Origin of the sequence: Paucibacter sp. TC2R-5, from assembly GCF_025717605.1 — a bacterium.
In the GTDB taxonomy this organism is placed as follows: domain Bacteria; phylum Pseudomonadota; class Gammaproteobacteria; order Burkholderiales; family Burkholderiaceae_C; genus Paucibacter_A; species Paucibacter_A albus.
In genome coordinates, this window is record NZ_JAJIRQ010000007.1 from 284955 (window position 1) to 306531 (window position 21577).

Below are 21577 nucleotides of genomic sequence, written 5' to 3' on the forward strand. Positions count from 1 at the left end.
ATGAAGTTTTCTTTTCATTACGGTCGCGAACTTGCGCAGGCCGACATCTTGGCCGCTTTGGTGGTCGCGGTCTTGCTGATCCCGCAATGCCTGGCCTATGCGATGTTGGCTGGGCTGCCGCCACAGATCGGCCTTTATGCCAGCTTGTTGCCACTGCTGGCTTATGCCGCCTTAGGCTCAAGCCCGGTGCTGGGCGTGGGCCCGGTGGCGGTGCTGGCGCTGATGATTGCGCAGGCGCTGGGCGGCTTGCCCGCCGGCGTCAGCCCCAGCGATGGGGCACTGGTCTTGGCGGCCGAAGTCGGCTTGATTTTGGCGCTGGCGGCTTTTTTGCGCCTGGACGCACTGGCCTCGCTGCTGTCGGTGCCGGTGTTGCATGGCTTCGAGACCGGCGCAACCTTGGCGATTGCGCTGAGCCAATTGCCGGTCTTGCTGGGCAGCACGGCCAAGGGCTTTGACTTGCCGGCCGTGCTCATCAGCCTCCTGCAAGGCGCGCGACCCTGGCATGGCGCGACCGCCTTGCTGGGCGGCCTGAGCGTCGCCCTGCTGCTGACCGGGCGGCGCATCTTGAGCCCGGTGCTGGCCCGTTTGGCCCCGCTTTTGCTGCTGCTGACTGCGATGGCTTTGGCCTATTGGAGCCAGGCGCAGACCCATGGCGTGGCCTTGCTGGGCCAGCTGCCGCCCTTGGCGCTGCCGCTGGGCGCCCCGCCGCTGGACGCACAGCTGTGGGCCTTGATGCTGCCCCATGCGCTGCTCTTGGCCTTGATGGCCTATGTCTCAAGCTTGGTGGTGGCCGAGTCGCTGGGGCGGCGGCGCGTCACCTTGGGCGACGCTCGCGTCAACCCGGCGGCCGAGTTGCGCGGCCTGGCCGGCGCCAACCTGGTGGCGGCCTTCAGCGGCGGCATGCCGGTGGCCGGCAGCTTTTCGCGCAGCGTGCTCACGCATGAGGCGGGCGGGCGCACCCGCATGACCGGCGTCTACATCGCCGCGCTGATGGGCTTGGCGCTGCTGCTGCTGGCCGAGCCGCTGGCCTGGTTGCCCAAATCGGTGCTGGCCGCCACCATCATGGTGGCCGTGCTCTCGGGGCTGAAGTGGCAACCCTATGTAGAAGCTTGGGCCTATGCGCGCAGCGAGGCCGTGCTGATGTGCGCGGTAACGCTGATCGTGCTGTGCTGGAGCGTGGCGGCCGGCTTAGGCCTGGGCGTGTTGGGCGCTATCGCCCTCTTGCTCAAGCGCAGCGCGCGGCCTCATGTGGCCTTGCTCGGGCGCGTACCGGGCACCGAGCATTACCGCAATGTCGAGCGCTATGCGGTCGAATGCCAGTCTGATGTGATGGGCTTGCGCATCGACGAGAGCCTTTTGTTTACCAACGCACGCAGCCTGGCCGATGTGGTGCAAGGGCATTTGAGCAAGTTCCCCGATGTGCGGCGGGTGGTGATCATGATGTCGCCGGTCAACAGCATAGACTTCAGCGGCCTGGAAGCTCTGCGCGAGTTGCATGCCAGCCTCAAGCGCCAGGGGCTGCGGCTGGATCTCTCCGAGGTCAAGGGCCCGGTATTGGACCTGCTCAAGGCCAGCGACTGGACGCGCTGGTTCGACGGGCAGTTATTCCTGAGTCATCATCAAGGCATGATGAGTAGCGAGGACTGGGTCAGCCCCTGAGCAGTTTTTCCTCGGCCAAAGCCAAAGCCTCGGGCACACCCGACAACACCAGGGTGTCACCGGCATTCAGCAAGAGCTGATCATCCGCAGCCACCACCGCGCCATTGGCGCGCCGCACCGACACCACCGACACATCGCCTGCATGCAGGGCCAGCAAGCCCAGCGCTTGATGCACATAGGCGCTGCTGGCGGGCAGCGTGACGGTGCGCAGACGCGCGTGATGGCGCTCCTCGGCGGTGTCGTCATCGGCGCCGTGAAAGTAGCCGCGCAGCAAGCCGTAACGGGCATCCCGCGCGTCACGAGTGAGGCGGATCACCCGCCGCATCGGCACGCCGACCAGCGCCAGCGCGTGGCTGGCCAGCATCAGCGAACCTTCAATCGCCTCGGGCACCACCTCGGTAGCACCGGCCGCGCGCAGGCGCTCCAGGTCACGGTCGTCTATCGTGCGCACGATCACCGGCACCTGCGGCGCATGTTGCTGTACCAGGTGCAAGATCTTCAGCGCCGAGGGCGTGTCGGGGTAGCTGATCACCACCGCACTGGAACGCGCCAGACCCGCCGCCATCAGGCTTTGCAGGCGCGCCGCGTCGCCGAATACAACGCTCTGGCCGGCCGCAGCCGCCTGGCGGACTCGGTCGGGGTCGAGGTCCAACGCCATATAGGGGATGTTCTCGCCCTCCAGCAGCCGCGCCAGATTCTGGCCGCTGCGCCCATAGCCGCAAATGATCACATGGCTCTCGGCCTTGAAGGCCTTCTTGGCAATCGTGGTCAGTTGCAGCGACTGCATCATCCAGTCGCTGCTGGACAGCTTCATCACGATGCGGTTGCTGTACATGATCAGGAATGGCGAGGCCAACATCGACAGCACCATGCCGGCCAAGACCGGGCTGATGTATTGCGGCGCCACCAGCTGATGCTGGGCGCCCAGCGTCAAGATCACAAAGCCAAACTCACCCGCCTGCGCCAAATAAATACCGGTGCGCAGCGCCACACCGGTGGGCGCCTTGAAAAGCCAGGCCAGGCCCGCGATCAGGCCGAACTTGACCAGCACCGGCAAGACACTCAGCAGCAGCACCAACCACCATTGATCGACCAAGATGTGCCAGTCCAGCTTCATACCGATGGTGATGAAAAACAGACCCAGCAAGACATCGTGGAAGGGCCGGATATCGGTTTCCACCTGGTGCTTGTATTCGGTCTCGGCGATCAGCATGCCGGCCACAAAAGCACCCAGCGCCAGCGACAAGCCCATATGCTCGGTCAACCAGGCCAGGCCCAGCGTGACCAGCAGCAGATTGAGCATGAACAGCTCATCACTCTTGTGACTGGCGACCCGGGTCAGCCACCAGCGCATCACTTTTTGCCCGCCGACCAACAAAATCGTCAGCAGCAGCACCGCCTTGAAAGTAGCCCAGATCAGAGATTCGGCCATTTCGGCGCCGCCGCTGTTCAGCGCCGGGATCATCACCAGCAAGGGCACGACGGCCAGATCCTGGAAGATCAGCACCCCGATCACGCGCCGGCCATGCTCGCTCTCCAGTTCCAGTCGCTCGGCCATCAGCCTAGCCACGATGGCCGTGCTGCTCATCGCCATCGCTGCGCCCAGCACCAGCGCGCCCTTCCAGTCCAGGCCCAAGCTGCCGCCCAGCGCGCTAAAGGCCCAGGTCAACAAACCCTGCAGGCCGACTGTGCCCACGATGCTGATGACGACTTGCCACAGGCCCAGACCGAACACCAGCCTCCTCATGCTGTAGAGCTTGGGCAGATTGAACTCCAGCCCGATCACGAACATCAAGAACACCACGCCGAATTCGGCCAGATAGCGGATGCTGGCGGTGTCGCCGGCCAGCGCCAGCGCGTTCGGCCCGACCAGCACGCCGACGACCAAATAGCCCAGCATCGGCGGCAATTTCAGCTGGCGACAGACCACCACGCCCAGCACCGAGGCGACGAGGTAGAGCAGGGCAAGATCGAGCGAGGTGAGCATGACCCCGATGTTAAGCGGCGGGGCAGGTTTACTTGGGTGCCAAGCCCAGATCGTCGAGTCGTAACAACAACTCGGTACGGCGCTCACGCGCCACCTCACGCCAATCAAGATCGTCTTGCGCGCCGATCAGCGCGTAGAGCAGATTCATGCTGGCGCCCGGCCATTGGCGCTTGAGCCGGGCGTAGAGCTCGACGGCATCCTGCGCGCGCAACTCACTCAGGCTGTGCACACCCTGGGCAGCCAGTTGCGCCCGGCTCTTGGGGCCAAGACCGCGCATCGGCGACGGCATAGGCTTCACTGGTTCAGGCCATCGCCGTGCAAAGCTCCACCAGCGTGCCGTCCGGGCAGCGCACATAGGCGACCGTCTGCCCCCAGGGTTTAGTCAGCGGGGGCGTCAAAGCTTGCGCGCCGGCCTTGACGGCACGCTCGAAAGCGGCCGCGACGTCGTCGGTGACCAAGCCAATCTCCATCCCCAAGGGCAGCTTGCTCGCACCAGCGGCGATGTAGTCGCCGCCCATGCTGTCGCGCGCCGTCGCGTGGTCCACAAAGGCCAAGGCCGTGGCGCCGGTCTCAAGCTCGCCATAGCTGCCCGACTCATGCAAGAAGCGCGTAGGCAGAGCAAACGCAGCCTCGAAAAAAGCCAAGGACGCCGCTACATCAGCGACATAAACAATCGTGTATGCGAATTTCATCAAGCACTCCGGTTCGGCAAGGCCACGAGTTTGCCAGCCGCCTGCTGACAGCGGCATGTCAGCAGCGCAGATATGCTTGCCAGCATGAAAGTAGTCTTGCAATGAAGGGCCCGATTTCTTGGCCACGCCGGCGCCTGCTGCTGGCCGGGGCCGGCATGGCCGCGTTCCATAGCCTGGGCGCCCCGGCGAGCCCGGTGCAGCTTGCCCCACTGACCCTGCGGCGGCGCGTACTGGCCAATGGCCTGGAGTTCATCGCCCTGCCGAATGCGGGTACCGGTACCGGCGCCACGGTCAGCGTGCAGGTCTGGTACCGGGTCGGCTCCAAGGATGATCCGGTCGGCCGCAGCGGCTTTGCGCATCTGTTTGAGCACATGATGTTCAAAAGCACCCGCCATATGGCTAACGAGCAATTCGACCGCATGACGGAGGATGTCGGCGGCAGCAACAATGCCTTCACCACCGAGGACTCGACCGCCTACCACTGCGTCGTGCCGGCCAATCACCTCGAACCCGTTTTGTGGGCCGAGGCCGAGCGCATGTCCAACCTTACCGTGGATCAGGCCAACTTTGACAGCGAGCGTGCCGTCGTCAAAGAGGAGTACCGGCAAAACGTGCTGAGTGAGCCCTACGGCCAACTCTTCAATGCGGTGCCCAGCTTTGGCTACCAGACACACCCCTACCGGCGCCCTGTCAGCGGCAATATCGAGGAGTTGGACGCCGCCACTCTGGCCGATGTGAGCGAATTCCACGCCAACTACTACCGCCCGGACAATGCCGTCTTGCTTGTTGCCGGGGCCTTCGATGCGCGCCAGCTTGACGAGGCTGTAAACCATTACTTCGGCAGCATCCCCAGGCCCAGCCGGCCAATCCCGCGCAACAACGTTGTTGAAGCGCGCCGGGTGCTTGATCAAACCTACCGGCTGCCGGCCAGCCAAGCACCGCAGCCGGCCGCCCTATTGATTTGGCAAGGGCCGCGCGCCGACAGCCCGGACGCCATCGTCTGGCAGGTCGCTCAAGCGCTGCTGTCGCAGGGAGAGTCGGCGCGTTTGAGCAAGGGGCTGGTCTACAACAGGCAAGTGGCGCAGAGCGCAGGCTTCGAGGCCCAGCTCAATGCCGAAGCCGGCTTGTTGGTCGCCCATGCGGTGGCGGCAGGAGGCACAAGCGCCGCCGCACTGGTGGCGCCGCTGGCGCGTGAGGTGCAGCGCCTGGCCGAGGAGCCGGTTGCAGAGCGCGAGTTGAACAAGGTCAAGACGCAGTTGATGACCGCCGCCCTGATCAAGCGCCAGACCGCGCAGGGGCTGGCCGAGCTGGCGGGCATGGCGGCGATGCTGCGCGCGGATGCTGCTGCTGCCGAACGCGACTTGGCCGCCTTGCAGGCCGTCAGCGCCGCCGATGTGCAGCGGGTGGTGCGGCGCGACGTGCAACAAGCGGCACGCGTCACACTGCTGTATGGGCCGCCAGCAAGCAGCAAACCGGCGCTCAAGCCAAGGCGGGGGCGGGCATGAGTCGGCGCGCTTGGCCACCGATGCGCTTGTTGATGCGCTTGTTGATGCGGTTGTTTTGGCCCTTGCTGTTTTTGGCGCTATGCCGGCCGCTGCTCGCACAGGAGGCCGGGTTCGACCTCCCCCCCGAGCCGACGCCAGCGCTGCCCCTGCAACTGCCGGTGTTTGCACAGGCCGCGCTGCCCAACGGCATGCGCTTGGTGGTGATCGAGCGCCGCGGCCTGCCCTTGGTGACGGCGATGTTGAGCGTGCAGGCCGGCAGCCTGGCCGACCCGCCGGGCAAAAGCGGTCTGGCGGAGCTGAGCTTTGGCGTGCTCGGCAAAGGCGCCCGGCGCGGCGGCGTCAAGGCCGACGCCACGGCGCTGGCCAATGCGGCCGATGCCCTGGGCAGCGGTCTGGAGATCAGCACCGGCGCGCAGGCCAGCCGCCTGAGCATGACGGTGATGAGCATGCACCTGAGCGAAAGCCTGAGCTTGCTGGCCGATGTACTGCGTGCACCGACCCTGCCGGCGCAGGAAGTCAACAGCAGCCGCCTGCAGTTGCAGCAGGCCATCAAGCAAGAGGCATCCGACCCGATGGCCCTGGCGACGCAGCTGGCTTGGCGCCTTTACTGGGGCGACAGCCCGCCCGGGCGCCTCAGCAGCATGCAGTCGCTGGCGCGCATCAAGCGCGAGGATGTGCTGACTTTTTGCCGTGAAAAGTTGCGCCCGGAGCGCACGACGCTGGTGTTGGCGGGCGATGTCGATCTGGCCCAAGGCTTGGCGCTGGCCGAGCGCTACTTTGGCAGTTGGGGCCTGCAACATCCACATGCGGCGGCCCCTCTGCCGCCGCAAGGCAGCCACCCAAGCAGACCCGCGCCCGATGGCGCTCCGGCTCCGCTCGGCCCGCCGATCTTGCTGGTCGACCTGCCGGGCAGCGGCCAGAGCGCGGTCTTGCTGTTTGCGCCCTTCCCGGCTCAGCGCAACCGCGACGGCGAGCCCGCCCGCGCGCGCACCGCCGCGCTGGCCAGCGCGGTGCTGGGCAGCGGCTATTCCTCACGCGCCAATCAACAGGTGCGAATCAAACGTGGTCTGAGCTACGGGGCCTATAGCAGCGCCGAATCGCTGCCGGCCGGCGGCATGCTGCTGCTGAGCACCCAGACCAAGCACATCAACGCGGCCGAGGCCGCGCAACTGCTGCACAGTGAGTTGTTGGGGCTGGCCCATGAGGCGGTGCCCGCGGAAGAGTTGCTGGCGCGCCAAAACGGGCTGCTCGGCGACTTTGCTCGCCAGCTGGAAACCACCCAGTCGCTCGCCAGCTTGGCCGCCGAACAGCTCGAGCGCGGTGAGACGCTGGCCGAGCTGGCCGACTACGCCGACCAACTCAAACGCGTCAGCGCAGCGCAGGTGCAGGCCTTCGCGCAGCACTATTGGCCCGCGTCGGCCCTGCGCCTGGTGATCGTGGCGGACCTCAAACAGGCCGGTGCCGGCCTGCGCCAGCAGTACCCGCAGGCCTGGTTGATTCCGGCCGCCGAGCTGGATCTGGCCGCGCAGAAGCTGCGCCGCCCGCCGACTCGGCTAAAATGACGTCGTCATTGGGGAGTAGCCGCAGCACTTTGTGCCGGCCCGCGTCAACATACTTGATCCTTATGATCATGGCGCCGGCAGTAAAAACCTTACCTGGCAAGACCTTTGACCACCTGCACCTGCTTTGCGGCCGGCGTTTGGGTGGTCAATGGTTCATCAAAGCCGGCCGCTAAGGAAACACTTTGGAAGCATTTCTCATCTCCACCGGCGTTGTCGCCCTGGCCGAAATCGGTGACAAGACCCAGTTGCTGGCCTTTTTGTTGGCCGCCCGCTTCCGCAAACCGCTGCCGATCTGCCTGGGCATTTTGGTCGCCACCATTGCCAACCACGCCTTTGCCGGCGCTTTAGGCGCCTGGATCACGTCTCAGGTCAGCCCCATGACAATGCGCTGGGTCTTGGGCCTGGGCTTTCTGGCGATGGCGGTCTGGACGCTGATTCCCGACAAGATTGACGAAGAGGTCGAAGGCGGAGGCAAGCTCAAGCTGGGTGTCTTCGGCACGACCGTGGTGGCCTTTTTCATGGCCGAGATGGGCGACAAAACGCAGATCGCCACTGTGGCCTTGGCCGCTCAGTTCAATGCCTTCATCGCCGTGGTCGCGGGCACGACCTTGGGCATGATGATCGCGAATGTGCCGGCAGTATTCCTGGGCGACAAAATGGCCGGGCGCATCCCGGTACGTTTGGTGCACGGCGTCGCCGCGCTGATCTTTGCCGCCATCGGCGTAGCCACCTTGGCCGGCTTGGGCCAAGGGCTGGGCTTCTGAGTTTGTTGTCAATCATCGCTATGCGGCAGCGTCATTTGCTGTTTCAATCACTCTGAACCCGTCGGCGCGCAGCCCTCAAGTTTTGCGCGCCGCGGTCGATGTCCTGAGAGCTTGCATCGCCAGCGCGGGCTACTCGCTCAGTGAATTGTTCAGTCGGCAAGGGGAACTAAAAGATGTCAGAGACTTCACGCGTGCTGCTCGTCGACGATGACGAACTGACCCTGCAAATGCTCGAAGCCACGCTGGAGGACGATTACCAGATCAGCAGCGTCACCAGTGGCGCCGAGGCGCTGGCCCGTTGTGCGGCCGAAACCTTTGATTTGATCGTGCTCGACGTCGACATGCCGGGGCTGGATGGCTACGAAACCTGCCGCCAGCTCAAGGCCAATCCGGACAGCGCCGAGATCCCGGTGATTTTTCATTCGGCCCGCACCAGCATTGATGAGCGCCTGCAGGGTTATGCCGCTGGCGGCGCCGACTATCTGCCCAAGCCCTTCGATGCGGGTGAGTTGATCGCCAAGATTGGCTTGGTGCTGGGCAACCGCGCCAAGCAGCGTGAATTGAGCGGGCAACTGGAGGAGACCATGAACGCGGTCTTGTCCACCGCCGACATGATGGGCGAGGCCGGTGTGGTGCTGGAGTTCCAGCGCCAGCTCGGCACCTGCGCCTCTTATCCCGACGTGGCGCAGGCGATATTCGAGGCCCTGCAACGCTACGGCCTCGAAGGCTGCGTGCGCATACAAGGCCGGGCCGAGCTGTTTGCCAGCAACGGCCGCGGGCCCTGCAGCGCCTTGGAGAACTCCATCCTCGACCATTTGATCAGTCAAAAGGAAGGCCAACGGATTCGCCCCTTGGGCCCGCATACCGGCTTCGCCTATGGCTCGGTGGTGCTGTTTGTGCGCAATCTGCGCATGGACCGTGGCGACAGCACGATGGAGCGCAGCGAGTCGGAGCGCATGGGGCGCGCAATCGACAATGTGGCGATGCTGGTCGAAGGCGCGATCGTGCGCGTGGCGGCACTCGACACCGAATTAGCCAGCCGTGACTTGGCCGATGTGCGCCATCTGGTCAGCATGACGCGCGGCGCCTTGACCGACATTTCCGCGCGCAGCCAAGCCCAGCGCATGGAGATTCAGCGCGCGTTCGAGGAACTGACCGAAGAGGTGGAGCTCAGCTTCGTCAAGCTGGGCCTGACCGACGATCAAGAAAACTTCCTGAGCAACATCATCAAGAAGCAAGCCGCCAAGGTGATGGGCTCCTTGGACCAGAGCCAAGAAGTCGAACAGTTTCTCGGCCGGGTGATTCACAAGCTGAATCAACACGGTTGAGGCCGCAAGCCTAGGAGGCACAGGCAATGGCCGGGCCAATTGACGAAACCGTTGAATTGCCCGACGGCCTGCCCGTCGATCAACGCTTTCGGAGTCTGGGTGATCTGAATAGCAAGTTAGTCGAGCAGATCTCGCGCAGCGCCTATGCGCTTTTGGGGATGATGATGGCGGCCGCCACGCTGCATCTGCTGGCCAACGCCCTGCAGACGGACCAAAGCTGGTCGGAGCGCTGGGTCAATATGCGTACCGCCGGCAGTATTTGGGCGCTGTCGCTTGTTGCCTTCGGCCTGGCGCGCCTGTTTGGCATCCGCACGGCGGCAGCGTTTTTCAGCTGGTCAACGATGCTGGTCTTGTTCGGATCGGCCACGCTGTCGGGTTTGGGACTACAAGCGCCAGGCTTGGTCGGCGTGATGGCCTTGCTGGTTGTCATGGGCCTGTTGGTCGGCACCGGTTCCGCAAAATTGGCCACGGCCTTGGCCGTACTCGGCTACCTGGCCCTGTGGCAACTCGAGGCACAAGGCTGGATCACGGGCGCTGCGGCCGAGCCTTCCGGCATGATGCCCTCCTCCGCCAGCCACGCGGTGGTCTACATCGCCACCAGCATCATTCTGGGCTGGTTGGTGGCGCGTTACAGCGCCCTGTTTTGGGACGTCACCTCTTCCCTGGAAGGCTCACGCCGCTTGCTGGCCGAGACCGTGCGTGCGCAACAGCTGGCCGCGCAAGACCTGCGTGACAGCGAGGAACGCCTGCGCATCCTGCTCGACAGCTCGCTCACCTGCATACAGATTCTCGAAGGCGACAGCGGCGCGCTGCGCTTCGCTAACGCGCAGACGCTGCGGGCCTATGGTTGCGCAAGAGTGCTGGAACTGGATTTCAGTCTGATTTGCCCCGGCGAGCCCTATTCCAAAGACCGGCTGATGCAGCGCGTGCGCCGCGCGGTGGATGAGGGGGCTCAATACTTCGAATGGCAGTCCAAGCGGCTCGATGGCGCGCCGGTCTGGTGGGACATCAAGATGGAGCGCCTGCTGCTGGGCGAAGAGTCCTGTGTGGTGGTCTTCGGCCATGACATCACCGCCCGGGTGCGCGCCGAGGCTGAGCTGCGCATCAGCCGCACCCGCTTGGAAGACGAGGTGCGCGAGCGCACGACCGAACTGGTGACCGAGAAGCTGTTGATCCAAAGCATTCTCGAAGCGCTGCCCATCACGCTCAGCATTCGCGACCTGCAGGGCCGCTACACGCTCGTCAATCGCAGCTTCGAGCGCGCCACTGGCATGCAAAGGCAAGCGGTCTTGGGCAATACAGCGCGCGACATCTTCCCCGCCGCGATTGCCGCCGAGATCGCCGACACCGACGCCCGCCTGATGGCCGGAGCAGGCAGTTTGACCGTCGAGCGGCAGATGGGCGAGGCCAAGGTCGGCGGCAATGACTACTTGATCACCACCGTGCCGCTGCTGGACGCGCAGGAGCGACCGATCGCGGTGCTCAATCTTGGCACCGAGATCAGCTCCTTGAAACGCCTGCAACGCGAGCTCAGTCTGGCCAAAGACGAGGCGGAGCGCCTGGCGCTGGCCAAGAGTGACTTCTTGGCCAATATGAGCCACGAAATCCGCACCCCCTTGAACGCGGTCCTGGGTCTGGCCCAGCTGGGCATCGGGCGCAGCGCCGACCCGGTGGCGGCGCGCAGCGGCTTTGAGCGCATCGTGCGTTCGGGCCGGCATTTGCTCGGCGTCATCAACGACATCCTGGACTACTCCAAGGTCGAAAGCGGCAAGCTCGATATCGAGAACCTGCCCTGCAATCTCAGCCATTTGGTCAAAGAAGTGCTGGAGTTGGTGTCCGAGCGCGCCGACGCCAAGAACCTGCGCCTGCGCGTCGAGTACAAGGCGACCCAGGACTGGGTGATGCTGGACACCTTGCGGGCGACCCAGATTCTTGTCAACTTGCTGTCTAACGCGATCAAGTTCACCGACAAAGGCCGCGTGGTGCTGAGCGTCGAGCAAGGCGAGGGGCGCTTGCTGTTTGCCGTCACAGACACCGGCGTCGGGCTCTCGCCCGAGCAGCAATCCCGCGTCTTCACCGCGTTCGAGCAAGCCGATTCCTCCACCACGCGCAAATTCGGCGGCACCGGCCTGGGGCTGAGCATCAGCAGCCAGCTGGCAACGGCCATGGGCGGCAGCATCACGGTGAGCAGTGAGTTAGGCGTTGGATCTTGCTTCACCCTGGACCTGCCTTGCATACATGCCAAGCCCGAGCCGGCCGCAGCCGCGCCCGAGCCCACGACGACACCAGAGTCAGGGCCCGGGCCTGCGGACCCTGGCGCCAGCATCAGTTTCAGCGCCAGCGCCGACTCACGCGCCGAGATTGACGCCGGCAAAGCAATGCCGCTGCGCGGCTTGCGTCTCTTGATCACCGATGATGTGGACATCAATCGTGAGATTTTGCAAGACATGTTGAGCGCCTTGGGCGCCGACGTGGTGAGCGCCGACGGTGGCGCGCAGGCGCTGCTGCATCTGCGTGAAGTTGGGCCCGGCGGCTTTGATCTGGTGCTGATGGACGTGCAGATGCCAGACATGGACGGCTATGAAGCAACCCGACTGATTCACCAGCTAGCACCCAAACTCAAGGTGCTGGCGCTGACGGCACACGCCCTGCCCGAGGAGCGGCGGCGCTGCCTGGCCGCCGGCATGGTCGCCCATGTGACCAAACCGATCGACCAGGCCGAGTTGCTGCGGGTGCTGTTGGCGCAATCAGAAGGCCTGCCCAGGCGCGCCGCTGACGATGCGCAAGTGCACTCGCCAATTACGGCACCAATTACGCCACCAATTTCGGCACCCATCGCTGCCCCCCCGCCGGCAAACAGTCGTGCCACCCCATGGCCCCAGCTGGCAGGCACCGACTTTGCCGCCGCGCTGACCCGTTGTGCCGGTCGACAGGAGCTCTTGGCCAAACTGCTGGGCACCTTTGCCAAGCAATACGCGCAGCACCAAACCCTGTTCGAAGAAGCCCAGGCCACCGGCCTGCCGGCGCTGTGCAGTGCGGCGCACCGGCTCAAAGGTCTGGCCGGCAATTTGGGCCTGATCAGCTTGGCCGAACGGGCGACTGCCCTCGAAACCGCGAGCGGCGCTCAAGGCGACACCGACCAAATACCGGCCGCGCTGAGGGACATGAACGCCGAACTCGTGGCCATCGTCGTGGTGATTGCCGCTTGGCATCGGCGTTATACCCAAGCGTCAGACTGACTCCGTCCAGAGCTCGGCCTGCGCTCGAGGCGGCCTGCCCGCCAGAAATCTGGCCTAGGGAGCAGTGCCCAAAGTCACCGACTTCATCCAAGTTCGATGCGAAAAGGCAACTCGAAGGGTTTGTACCGGTGCTCAGTGCTTGGAGCCGGCTGAAGAATGCACGCACCGCACTTTACGGTCCGGACCCAAGCACCGCTTGGCCCACAGAGGCCATCGGCAACGCACTAACACCATCTATAAACAGGAGTGCTCGATGTTAAAAACAACCCGACTTAGCGCCGCCCTCGCATTGATATATGCAGGCGGATTGGCCATCACCGGCTCAGCCGCGATGGCTCAGGAAAGCCTTGAACGCGTCTCGGTGACCGGCTCGTCGATCAAGCGCCTGGACGCCGAAACCGCGCTGCCGGTGACCGTGATCACCCGCGCGCAAATCGAAGCCTCGGGCGCCACCAATACCGAAGACCTGCTGCGCCGCGTGTCGGCCAATTCGGCAATGGTCTCCGACACCGGTCAAGGTACTGGCTACGGCACCTCGAACGCCAATTTGCGCGGCCTGGGCCCTAATTCCACATTGGTTTTGCTGAACGGCCGGCGTCTGGCCAACCACCCCTTCGGCAATATCGGCGGCGCAGCGTCGGTCGACCTGAACAGCATCCCCTTCGCCGCGATCGAGCGGATTGAAGTTCTGCGCGATGGCGCCTCGGCCGTGTACGGTAGCGACGCGGTCGCCGGCGTGATCAACTTCATCACCCGCAAGGACTATCGCAATGGCGAAGTGTCGGTGCGCTACGGCAATACCGAAGCCGGCATCGGCGGCACCGAGAAGGGCGCCACCGTGGCGGTCGGTTTTGGCGATATGGCCAGCGACGGTTTCAACATTTTGCTGACCGGCAATGTGCAGAAAAACAGCCGCGTCAAGTCGATTGATCAGGCTTTCTACAACCGCGGCGTTGATCAGATACCCGGCTCGAGCCCACCATCGTCGAGCGCACCTTTCCCGGGCTATATCGAAGGCCTGATCGGGCCCGGCGCTTACCCCGAGTATCCCGATCCACGCTTTACCCAGTGCGGAGAGCCAACCTCCTTTGTCGTGGTGCGCAGCCCATCGCCTAACGGCCTAGAGCGCCGGACCTGCCGCTTTATTTACGCGGCCACTCTGGACAATATGCCCGATCAGGACAAGTACGACGCCTTCGGTCGCCTGACTTACAACCTGAGCAAGGATCACCAACTCTTTGTTGAGGGCTCCTACGCCTCCAACCACGGCATCGGCCGAGTTGCCCCGACGCCAATTCGCGAGGGCTTTGGTCCCTTCAACGCCGAGAAGTTTGCGTTTGAACCGGTCTTGATGCCGGTCACCAGCAAGTACTACCCGCGTGATATTTTGACCAAGCTGGGCTACACCGTGCCCGCCACCGGCATGGAAGGCATCGCGCTGCGCGCCATCCCCGCCGGCAACCGCATCAGCGACAACACCAACACGCAAGCTCGTTTTGTGATTGGCTCCAGCGGCGTGCTGGGCGGCTGGGACTATGACACCGGCTTCAACTATGCCCAAGCCAAGGGCCTGCTCGACTACAAGGGCTATATCAACGAAGACCGCTTCTTGAAGGCGCTGGCGACCGGCAACCTGAACCCCTTCGGCCCGGGCGATGCTGCCAGCGACGCGCTGTGGAAGTCGGCCGCGATGGAAGGCAAGATGCGTGAGTCCAAGAGCACCGTCACCGCCTTTGACTTCAAGGTCAGCAAGGAATTGATGGCAATGGCAGGCGGCAATATGGGCCTGGCCACCGGATTTGACGTGCGCCGCGAAGAGGCTGACGACAAGCCGCTGAACGCCGAGTACGCAGCGGGCAAACATATTGGTGGCGAGGGCACAGTGCCCCACACCACGGCATCGCGCGATCTGGCCGCTGTGTTTGCCGAGTTGAACATGCCGTTTGCCAAGGGTTGGGAAGCCGGTCTGGCGGCCCGTTATGACCATTACAGCGACTTCGGCTCAACCTTCAACCCGCGCGCATCCTTGCGCTTCCAGCCGACCAAGGCCTTGATGCTGCGTACCGCTTACGGCACCGGCTTCCGTGCGCCGACGCTGTGGGACGTCAACTCGCCACCGTCGTTCTCGAACACCGCTGACTCGGTGACCGATCCGGCCTGCCCGGATCCAGCCGAATTGGGTGGACGCTGCAATACGCAGGTGCCGACCAAGTCTTCCGCTTCCTCAAGCCTGAAGCCAGAAACCAGCAAGCAATTCTCTGCCGGCCTGGTGTTCGAGCCGGCCAAGGAAGTGTCCTTGACGCTGGACTACTGGAACATCAACAAGAAGGACACGATCGGCGTGATCGCCGCCGACACCTTGCTGACGACACCCGATTTGCTGAAGAAATTCGGCAGCCGCGTCAAACGCAATGCAGCCGGCTTCATCTTGTTTGTTGAGACCCCGGTGGACAATCTGGGTGACTTGAAGATGTCGGGCTTCGACGTTGATGTGCGTGGCCGTATCGCTTTGAGCGAAGGCAGCGGTCGCATCAACCTGGGTCTTGCCGGCTCCTATGTCGCCAACTACGACGCGCAAAAGTACACGGGCGGTGCAACCGGCAAATTTGCCGGCACCGGCGGCGACAGCACGATTGCTCCAGTCCCGCGCTGGCAGCACACGCTGAGCGCCGAATGGGCCTACAACACCTTCAGCTTCATGGTCGAAAACGTCTACACCCGCGGCTGGACCGAGTCGGCTGCTTCGGTGGGCGCCAATGTGGGGGTTGAAGTAGCACACCGTGTCAGCAATAGCGACCGCTTCAATATGTCGGCGGCCTACAAGGGCATCAAAAACGTGACCGCTCGTCTGGGCGTTCGCAATGTGTTTGATTCCGAGCCGCCTTACACGGCCTCTTCGTCCTATGGTTCGCACGCAGCGGGCTACGCGGCTTCGTTCACCGACCCACGTGGACGTTTCTGGTACGGCAGCCTGGCCTATCAGTTCAAGTAATCGGCATTTAGCTTGACCCCCAAGCCCCGGCGGATTGCTCCGCCGGGGCTTTTTTTGTGCTTGCGCTTCAAGTCGCGCAAGCCTGCCTGACCGCGCGCTCCCAGTTCGCCATCAATTCTTGAGCGCGTTCGCGTGGCAGGGTCGGACGGAACACCCGCTCGGCCTGCCAATGGCCTTCGAGTTCCTTCAAGTCCCGGTAGACACCGCAGCTCAGCCCGGCCAGATAGGCGGCGCCCAATGCGGTGGTCTCGATCACACGCGGGCGCACGACCGGAATACCAAGCAGATCGGCTTGAAATTGCATCAAGAGGTTGTTGACGCAGGCGCCGCCGTCGACGCGCAACTCGCTCACCGCGGCACCGCCCCCCGCCACCGCATCCAGGCTCATGGCCTGCAGCAGGGCCGCGCTCTGGAAGGCAATGCTCTCCAGCGCAGCGCGCGCAATATGAGCCAGCGTCGAGCCCCTGGTCAGGCCGACAATGGCGCCGCGTGCCTCAGCCCTCCAATAGGGTGCGCCCAGGCCGGTGAAGGCAGGCACAAACATCACGCCGCCGGCATCGGGCACGCTCTCGGCCAGGCTCTGCACCTCGCCACTGCCTTTAATCGCCTGCAAGCCGTCGCGCAGCCATTGCACCACCGCACCACCGATGAAGACGCTGCCCTCTAGCGCGAACTCCGGTGTAGTGCCGATCTGCGCCGCGCTGGTCGTGATCAAACCATTGGCCGAGTTTTGGAACTGCCCTCCGCTGTGCATCAGCATGAAGCAGCCCGTGCCATAGGTGTTTTTGGCCATGCCGGCCTTGAAGCAGGCTTGGCCAAATAGCGCCGCCTGCTGATCGCCGGCAATGCCGCCGATGAGGATCTCGCCGCCCAGATGTTCGGCGGCCACGACGCCAAACTGATGCGAAGACGGATGCACCTCGGGCAGCACCGAGGGCGGAATATCCAGCGCAGCCAGTAACTCCTCATCCCACCGGCTTGTGCGAACATTGAACAGCATGGTGCGCGAGGCATTGCTGACGTCGGTGGCGTGTACCGCGCCATTCGTCAGCTGCCAGACCAACCAACAGTCGATGGTGCCAAAGGCCAGTTCGCCGCGCTCGGCCTGGGCGCGCGCGCCCGGCACATGATCGAGCAGCCATTTCAATTTGCTCGCTGAGAAATAGGCGTCAATCACCAAACCGGTCTTGCGCTGCACCAGCGGGGTCAGGCCTTGCTCGCGCAGCGCGGCGCAGGTCGGCTCGGCGCGGCGGTCTTGCCAGACCAAGGCGTGATGGATAGGCAGGCCGGTTTTGCGGTTCCACAGCACCGTGGTTTCACGTTGGTTGGTGATGCCCAGCGCCTTGATGTCGGCGGCGTGCAGGCCAGCCTTGGCGAGCGCCTCGCGGGCAGTGGCGAGCTGACCCTGCCAAATTTCCATCGCGTCGTGCTCGACCTGACCCGGCTGCGGGAATATCTGCCGCAACTCGCGCTGCGCCATCGCGACGATCTGGCCCTCGTCGTCAAAGACGATGGCGCGTGAACTGGAGGTACCTTGGTCGAGCGCGAGCAGATAAGTCATCGATGTTGCCTTAGAGTAGGGCGATGGAAGAACATTTTGACGTATTGGTGGTGGGCGGCGGCATCAACGGCGCCGGCATTGCACGCGACTTGGCCGGGCGTGGCTGGAAGGTCATGCTGGCCGAAGCCTCGGACTTCGCCGCCCATACCTCGTCGAGCAGCACCAAGCTGATTCACGGTGGCCTGCGCTACCTGGAGTATTACGAGTTCTCGCTGGTGCGCAAGGCGCTGCAAGAACGAGAGGTCTTGCTCAAGAGTGCGCCGCACATCATCTGGCCGCTGCGCTTTGTGATGCCGCATGACGCCGCCATGCGGCCGGCCTGGGTGGTGCGCCTCGGGCTCTTCCTCTACGACCACCTGGCCCGCCGCGAGGTGCTGCCCGGCTCCTGTGGTGTCAATCTGCGCAGCTCCAAGCTGGGCGAGCCCTTGAAGGCGCAGTACCAGCGCGGCTTCATCTACTCGGATGGCTGGGTCGATGACGCACGGCTGGTGCTGCTGAATGCGCTGGATGCGCGCGACAAAGGCGCGAAGTTGCTGACACGCAGCCCGGTCACCTCGGTGCAGCGCGACGCGCAAGGCTGGACCGCCCAGATTGCCACGCCTGAGGGTGGGCGCCAGGTGTGCGCCCGCGCCTTGATCAATGCCGCCGGCCCCTGGGCCGAGAGTTTTCTGCGCCAGGTGGCCAAGCCGGCGCGGGGCGAGGCCTTGGCGACCAAGCATCTCCGCCTGGTCAAAGGCAGCCACATCATCGTCAAGCGCTGCTTCGAGCATGACCATGCCTATATTTTTCAGAACCCGGACAAGCGCATCGTCTTTGCCATCCCCTATGAAGGCGATTACACGCTGATCGGTACCACCGATGTAGAGCTGGCACCCACCGCGCTGGACGGCTTCGCCAAGGCCAGCATTGATGCCAACGAGACGGCCTATCTGTGTGAACAAGCAAGCCGCTACTTCACGCGGCCCGTGACGCCGTCCGATGTGGTGTGGAGTTATGCGGGTGTGCGCCCGCTGCTGGACGATGCCTCGGGCGACCCCTCTGCGGTCACGCGCGACTATCTGCTGGAGACGAATACCGAAGCCGCGCCACTCCTGAGTGTCTGGGGCGGCAAGATCACCACCTTTCGCAAGCTGGCCGAGGATGCGGCCGACTTGATCGGCGAGATGTTGGGCGACAAACGCGCGGCCTGGACCGAAAAGAGCTATTTGCCCGGCGGCGATCTGCGCGAATGGATAGGCGCGCCTATTCGCCCGGACAGCGACTTTGAGCGTTTTGTGGCCGTCGTCGAGCAACGTTACGACTTTCTCGGCCACAAGCTGGCGCGGCGCCTGGCCCGGGCCTATGGCTCAAGGCTTGACCGCGTGCTGGGCACGGCGGCCCGCCTCAGTGACTTGGGGCAAGAGCTGGCGCCGGGCCTGTACGCGATAGAGCTGCGCTATCTACAGCGCGAAGAATGGGCGATGAGCGCGGACGATGTGCTGTGGCGCCGCTCCAAGCTGGGCCTGCATTACAGCGAGGCCGAGCGGGCTGGGGTGGCCGCCTGGTTCCAGCTGAATCCACGCTAGGAGCCCAGGCGGCAGCAGGCCTTAAAACTGAGCTCGGCCCCGGCCAGGGCTTTGGTGTCGAATCACTTGACCTCGATTTGCCCGGTCAAGCGGGCCCCGATCAAGGACCAGCTGAGGCCAACGCCCAAAAGAATACCCAGAGCCCCCAGGCTCAGCCAGGCCATATTGCCGTTGCCCTCGGGGTCTATCCACTTCAGATCGACCAACTCCCACACCAGACTCGCCAACAAGGCGCCGCCGAGCAGCGCTCCAAGCAAACCGAGCGACACATAAGCGGTACGCAAGCAGACTACCCAGCCGATCAGCAAGAGCACACCAGCAATGGCTTTGGGCGCATTGAACTCGGGTGGCGGCGCTGTCAGCCAGTGATAGAAGGAATGGCCCGACGGGTTGTAGCTGACCATGACCAAAGCCATGCCCAAAGCAATCCGAATGCCAATTCCTAACCACGAGATACCACGCTCAGCCATTTTTATCTGCCCTCAATTGAATTGAATGGCGCAAATGATAAGGCCTTGTGCTGGGCAATCGGCCACTTTTGCGCCCATCAAACGCTACTCGAAGTAGCGTATTTCGGCACTCCCTCGCCGGGCACCCAAAGTGCCCCTAACCCAGGCAGACTGCGGCAACTTTTGAGTTCTTGAGGGAATCTATGTACAGCCGCAGCAGTTCGCAACACCAGCACAGGGCCGGCCTTCGCGCCGCGCCGCGCCGCCAATACCTGCCCCTGGCCATTTGGGCTATCTGGGGCAGCAGCCTCGCCCCCTTGGGCTCGGCCCACGCAAGCGAAGAAGGTGCCAAGAAGGATGAGCCCGAGCAGTTGGCGCCGGTGATCGTTCAATCCAACCGGGTGCCGGTCAGCAAGACGGTCATGAGCGGCGAAGAGCTGGGCCGGGTGGCCGGCACCAGCGGCGACCCCATGCGCGCGCTGCAAAGCTTGCCCGGCGTGGTGGCCACCAGCGACAGCAATGCCGCGCCAGCCATTCGCGGCTCGCGCCCCGGCGACAACGCCTACTACATAGACTTTCTGCCGGTCGGCTATGTCTACCATTTAGGCGGTTATTTGAGTACCGTGCATCCGGAGCTGGTCAAGCAATTTGAGCTCTACACCGGCGCCTTTGGGCCAGAGTTCGACGATGTGCATGGTGGCATCGTCGACATCAGCTTGCGCCAACCGCGCAATGACCGCCTGGGCGGGCAGATCCGCGTCGGCGCGCTGGGGGCGGATGTCTTGGTCGAAGGCCCGGTGACCGACAACCAGAGCTTCTACTTCGCCGCCAAAAAGAGCTATATCGACCTACTGATACGCGGCAAGCAGACCGACAAAGACAGCGGTGTGATCTACACCATGCCCAAGTTTCACGACTACCAGGGCAAGTACAGCTGGCGCCTCAACGAGAGCAATACGCTGAGCTTTCACGCCACCGGCGCGCAAGACCAGATCAAATTCACGGTGCCGGCCGATACCGATATGGCCATCCAGGACCCGGCCCTGGCCGGTGACTCCAAGTCCAAGGAGTCCAGCAACACGCAGGCGGTGGTGTGGGACAACAAACTGAATGCGCGCGTCAGCAACAAGCTGGCTGTCGGCCATATGGATTCGCACAGCAAAGGCAAGTTTGGCTCTGCAGCGGATGCCGACGTCAAGGTCGATAACTTCTTCGTACGCGACCAGCTACGCCTGCGCCTGGGCGAAGACCACGATGTGGCCCTGGGCACGATTTTGTTCGCGCAGAAATACAAGCTCGACCTTGATCTGCTCGACGCGCGCTGCACCGAGTTCGATCCGGCTTGTGACTTGACCAGTGCCGAGCGCAAAAAGTTCAAAGACGAGCTGAAGGTCAATTACGCGATCTTCTATGCCAAGGACCGCTGGCAGCTCACGCCGGAGCTGGCCGCCACCGCCGGCCTGCATTTCACGCGCGATGGCTATTTGAACCGCAACTACACCGAGCCGCGCCTGGGCCTGGAATGGCGGGCCTTCAAAAACACCACCTTCAATATGGGCTGGGGAAAACATAACCAATTCCCCGATGGCCTGCAGGTCTTGCAGAACTTCGGCAACCCCAAGCTCGGCCATATGCAGGCCACCCATTCGGTGCTGGGCGTCAGCCAGGCTTTGGCCGATGGCTGGTCGGTCAAGACCGAGGTCTACCAGAAGAAGTTCGACAACTTCGTGATCGCCGACCCGACGCTGAATTACATCAACGGCGGCAGCGGCGACGCCAGCGGCGTCGAGCTGTTCATCAAGAAGGATGCCCTCGCCAACTCCAAGCTGTCGGGCTGGCTCTCGGTCAGCCTGGCGAAGGCGCGCCGCCAAAACGACGTGACCGGCCAAGAGTTCAAGTTCGAATATGACCAGCCGGTCGTAGTCAATCTGGTGGGCAATTACAAGTACTCGGACAAATGGCAGTTTGGCGCCAAGTGGAGCTATCACAGCGGCAACTTGTTCACCCCGGTGGTCGGCACCGGGACTCATCCGGATGGGCGCGTCAAGCCCATTTATGGCGAGCTGAACTCCGAGCGCCTGCCTAACTATCACCGCTTGGACCTGCGCGTCGACCAGGTCGTCTCGCCGACCCTGAGCTTCTACTACGAGCTGCTCAATGCCTACGCGCAGAAGAACATCTCGGGCTACACCTATACGGCCGACTACAAAAAGCGCAGAGCCAATGTCGAACTCGGGATCACGCCCAATGTCGGGCTGGATTACAAGTTCTGAG

Annotated in this window: 14 protein-coding genes and 1 riboswitch; of the genes, 9 read left to right on the forward strand and 5 right to left on the reverse strand. The window is 63.5% G+C overall.

Annotated features, from left to right (window positions below):
• A complete protein-coding gene (locus tag LNV08_RS17535) occupies positions 1-1659 on the forward strand; it encodes a SulP family inorganic anion transporter (protein WP_263535026.1) in 1659 nt (552 codons plus the stop codon).
• Here the strand turns inward: LNV08_RS17535 and LNV08_RS17540 are convergent.
• From LNV08_RS17540 to LNV08_RS17550, 3 genes are read right to left on the reverse strand one after another with little or no spacing between them, the layout of a single operon-like run.
• Complete coding sequence (locus tag LNV08_RS17540) at positions 1649-3646, reverse strand: cation:proton antiporter (RefSeq protein ID WP_263535027.1); 1998 nt, start codon at positions 3644-3646, stop codon at positions 1649-1651. The genes LNV08_RS17535 and LNV08_RS17540 overlap by 11 nt on opposite strands.
• A gap of 28 nt (positions 3647-3674) precedes the next feature.
• Complete coding sequence (locus tag LNV08_RS17545) at positions 3675-3935, reverse strand: TfoX/Sxy family protein (protein ID WP_263535028.1); 261 nt, start codon at positions 3933-3935, stop codon at positions 3675-3677.
• 13 nt (positions 3936-3948) lie between these two features.
• Positions 3949-4338, reverse strand: a complete 390-nt coding sequence (locus tag LNV08_RS17550; RefSeq protein WP_263535029.1) for a VOC family protein — start codon at positions 4336-4338, stop codon at positions 3949-3951.
• A 101-nt stretch (positions 4339-4439) separates the two neighbouring features.
• Here LNV08_RS17550 and LNV08_RS17555 point away from each other — a divergent pair, with 101 nt between their 5' ends.
• From LNV08_RS17555 to LNV08_RS17580, 6 genes are all read left to right on the forward strand, one after another.
• Positions 4440-5843, forward strand: a complete 1404-nt coding sequence (locus LNV08_RS17555; RefSeq protein WP_263535030.1) for a M16 family metallopeptidase — start codon at positions 4440-4442, stop codon at positions 5841-5843.
• Positions 5840-7405 carry a M16 family metallopeptidase gene (locus tag LNV08_RS17560; protein WP_263535031.1) on the forward strand — a complete coding sequence of 522 codons (1566 nt, stop codon included), beginning with the start codon at positions 5840-5842 and terminating at the stop codon, positions 7403-7405. Before LNV08_RS17555 ends, LNV08_RS17560 begins: the two co-directional genes overlap by 4 nt.
• Positions 7404-7572: riboswitch (yybP-ykoY riboswitch) on the forward strand. Its footprint overlaps the gene before it by 2 nt.
• A 15-nt stretch (positions 7573-7587) precedes the next feature.
• Positions 7588-8169: a TMEM165/GDT1 family protein gene (locus tag LNV08_RS17565; protein WP_263535032.1), complete on the forward strand. Its 582-nt coding sequence runs from the start codon at positions 7588-7590 to the stop codon at positions 8167-8169.
• 173 nt (positions 8170-8342) lie between these two features.
• Positions 8343-9497, forward strand: a complete 1155-nt coding sequence (locus tag LNV08_RS17570) for a response regulator (protein WP_263535033.1) — start codon at positions 8343-8345, stop codon at positions 9495-9497.
• Positions 9498-9523: 26 nt separating this feature from the next.
• Positions 9524-12736 (forward strand): ATP-binding protein, encoded by a 3213-nt coding sequence (locus LNV08_RS17575; RefSeq protein ID WP_263535034.1) that lies wholly within the window; start codon positions 9524-9526, stop codon positions 12734-12736.
• A 253-nt stretch (positions 12737-12989) separates the two neighbouring features.
• Complete coding sequence (locus LNV08_RS17580; RefSeq protein WP_263535035.1) at positions 12990-15728, forward strand: TonB-dependent receptor; 2739 nt, start codon at positions 12990-12992, stop codon at positions 15726-15728.
• A gap of 67 nt (positions 15729-15795) precedes the next feature.
• On the opposite strand, the gene glpK is transcribed toward LNV08_RS17580, so the two are convergent.
• On the reverse strand, positions 15796-17289 hold the full coding sequence (gene glpK, locus LNV08_RS17585; RefSeq protein ID WP_263535036.1) for a glycerol kinase GlpK: 1494 nt from the start codon (positions 17287-17289) through the stop codon (positions 15796-15798).
• A gap of 23 nt (positions 17290-17312) precedes the next feature.
• On the opposite strand from glpK, the gene glpD reads away from it, so the two are divergent.
• A complete protein-coding gene (glpD, locus tag LNV08_RS17590) occupies positions 17313-18854 on the forward strand; it encodes a glycerol-3-phosphate dehydrogenase (protein WP_263535037.1) in 1542 nt (513 codons plus the stop codon).
• A 62-nt stretch (positions 18855-18916) separates the two neighbouring features.
• Here glpD and LNV08_RS17595 read toward each other — a convergent pair whose 3' ends face one another.
• Positions 18917-19324 (reverse strand): DUF6524 family protein, encoded by a 408-nt coding sequence (locus LNV08_RS17595; RefSeq protein WP_263535038.1) that lies wholly within the window; start codon positions 19322-19324, stop codon positions 18917-18919.
• 182 nt (positions 19325-19506) lie between these two features.
• Between LNV08_RS17595 and LNV08_RS17600 the strand changes: the two genes are divergently transcribed.
• The gene (locus tag LNV08_RS17600; RefSeq protein WP_263535039.1) at positions 19507-21576 is read left to right on the forward strand and encodes a TonB-dependent receptor plug domain-containing protein; all 2070 of its coding nucleotides are present in this window, start codon (positions 19507-19509) and stop codon (positions 21574-21576) included.
• The last annotated feature ends 1 nt before the right edge of the window (position 21577 follow it).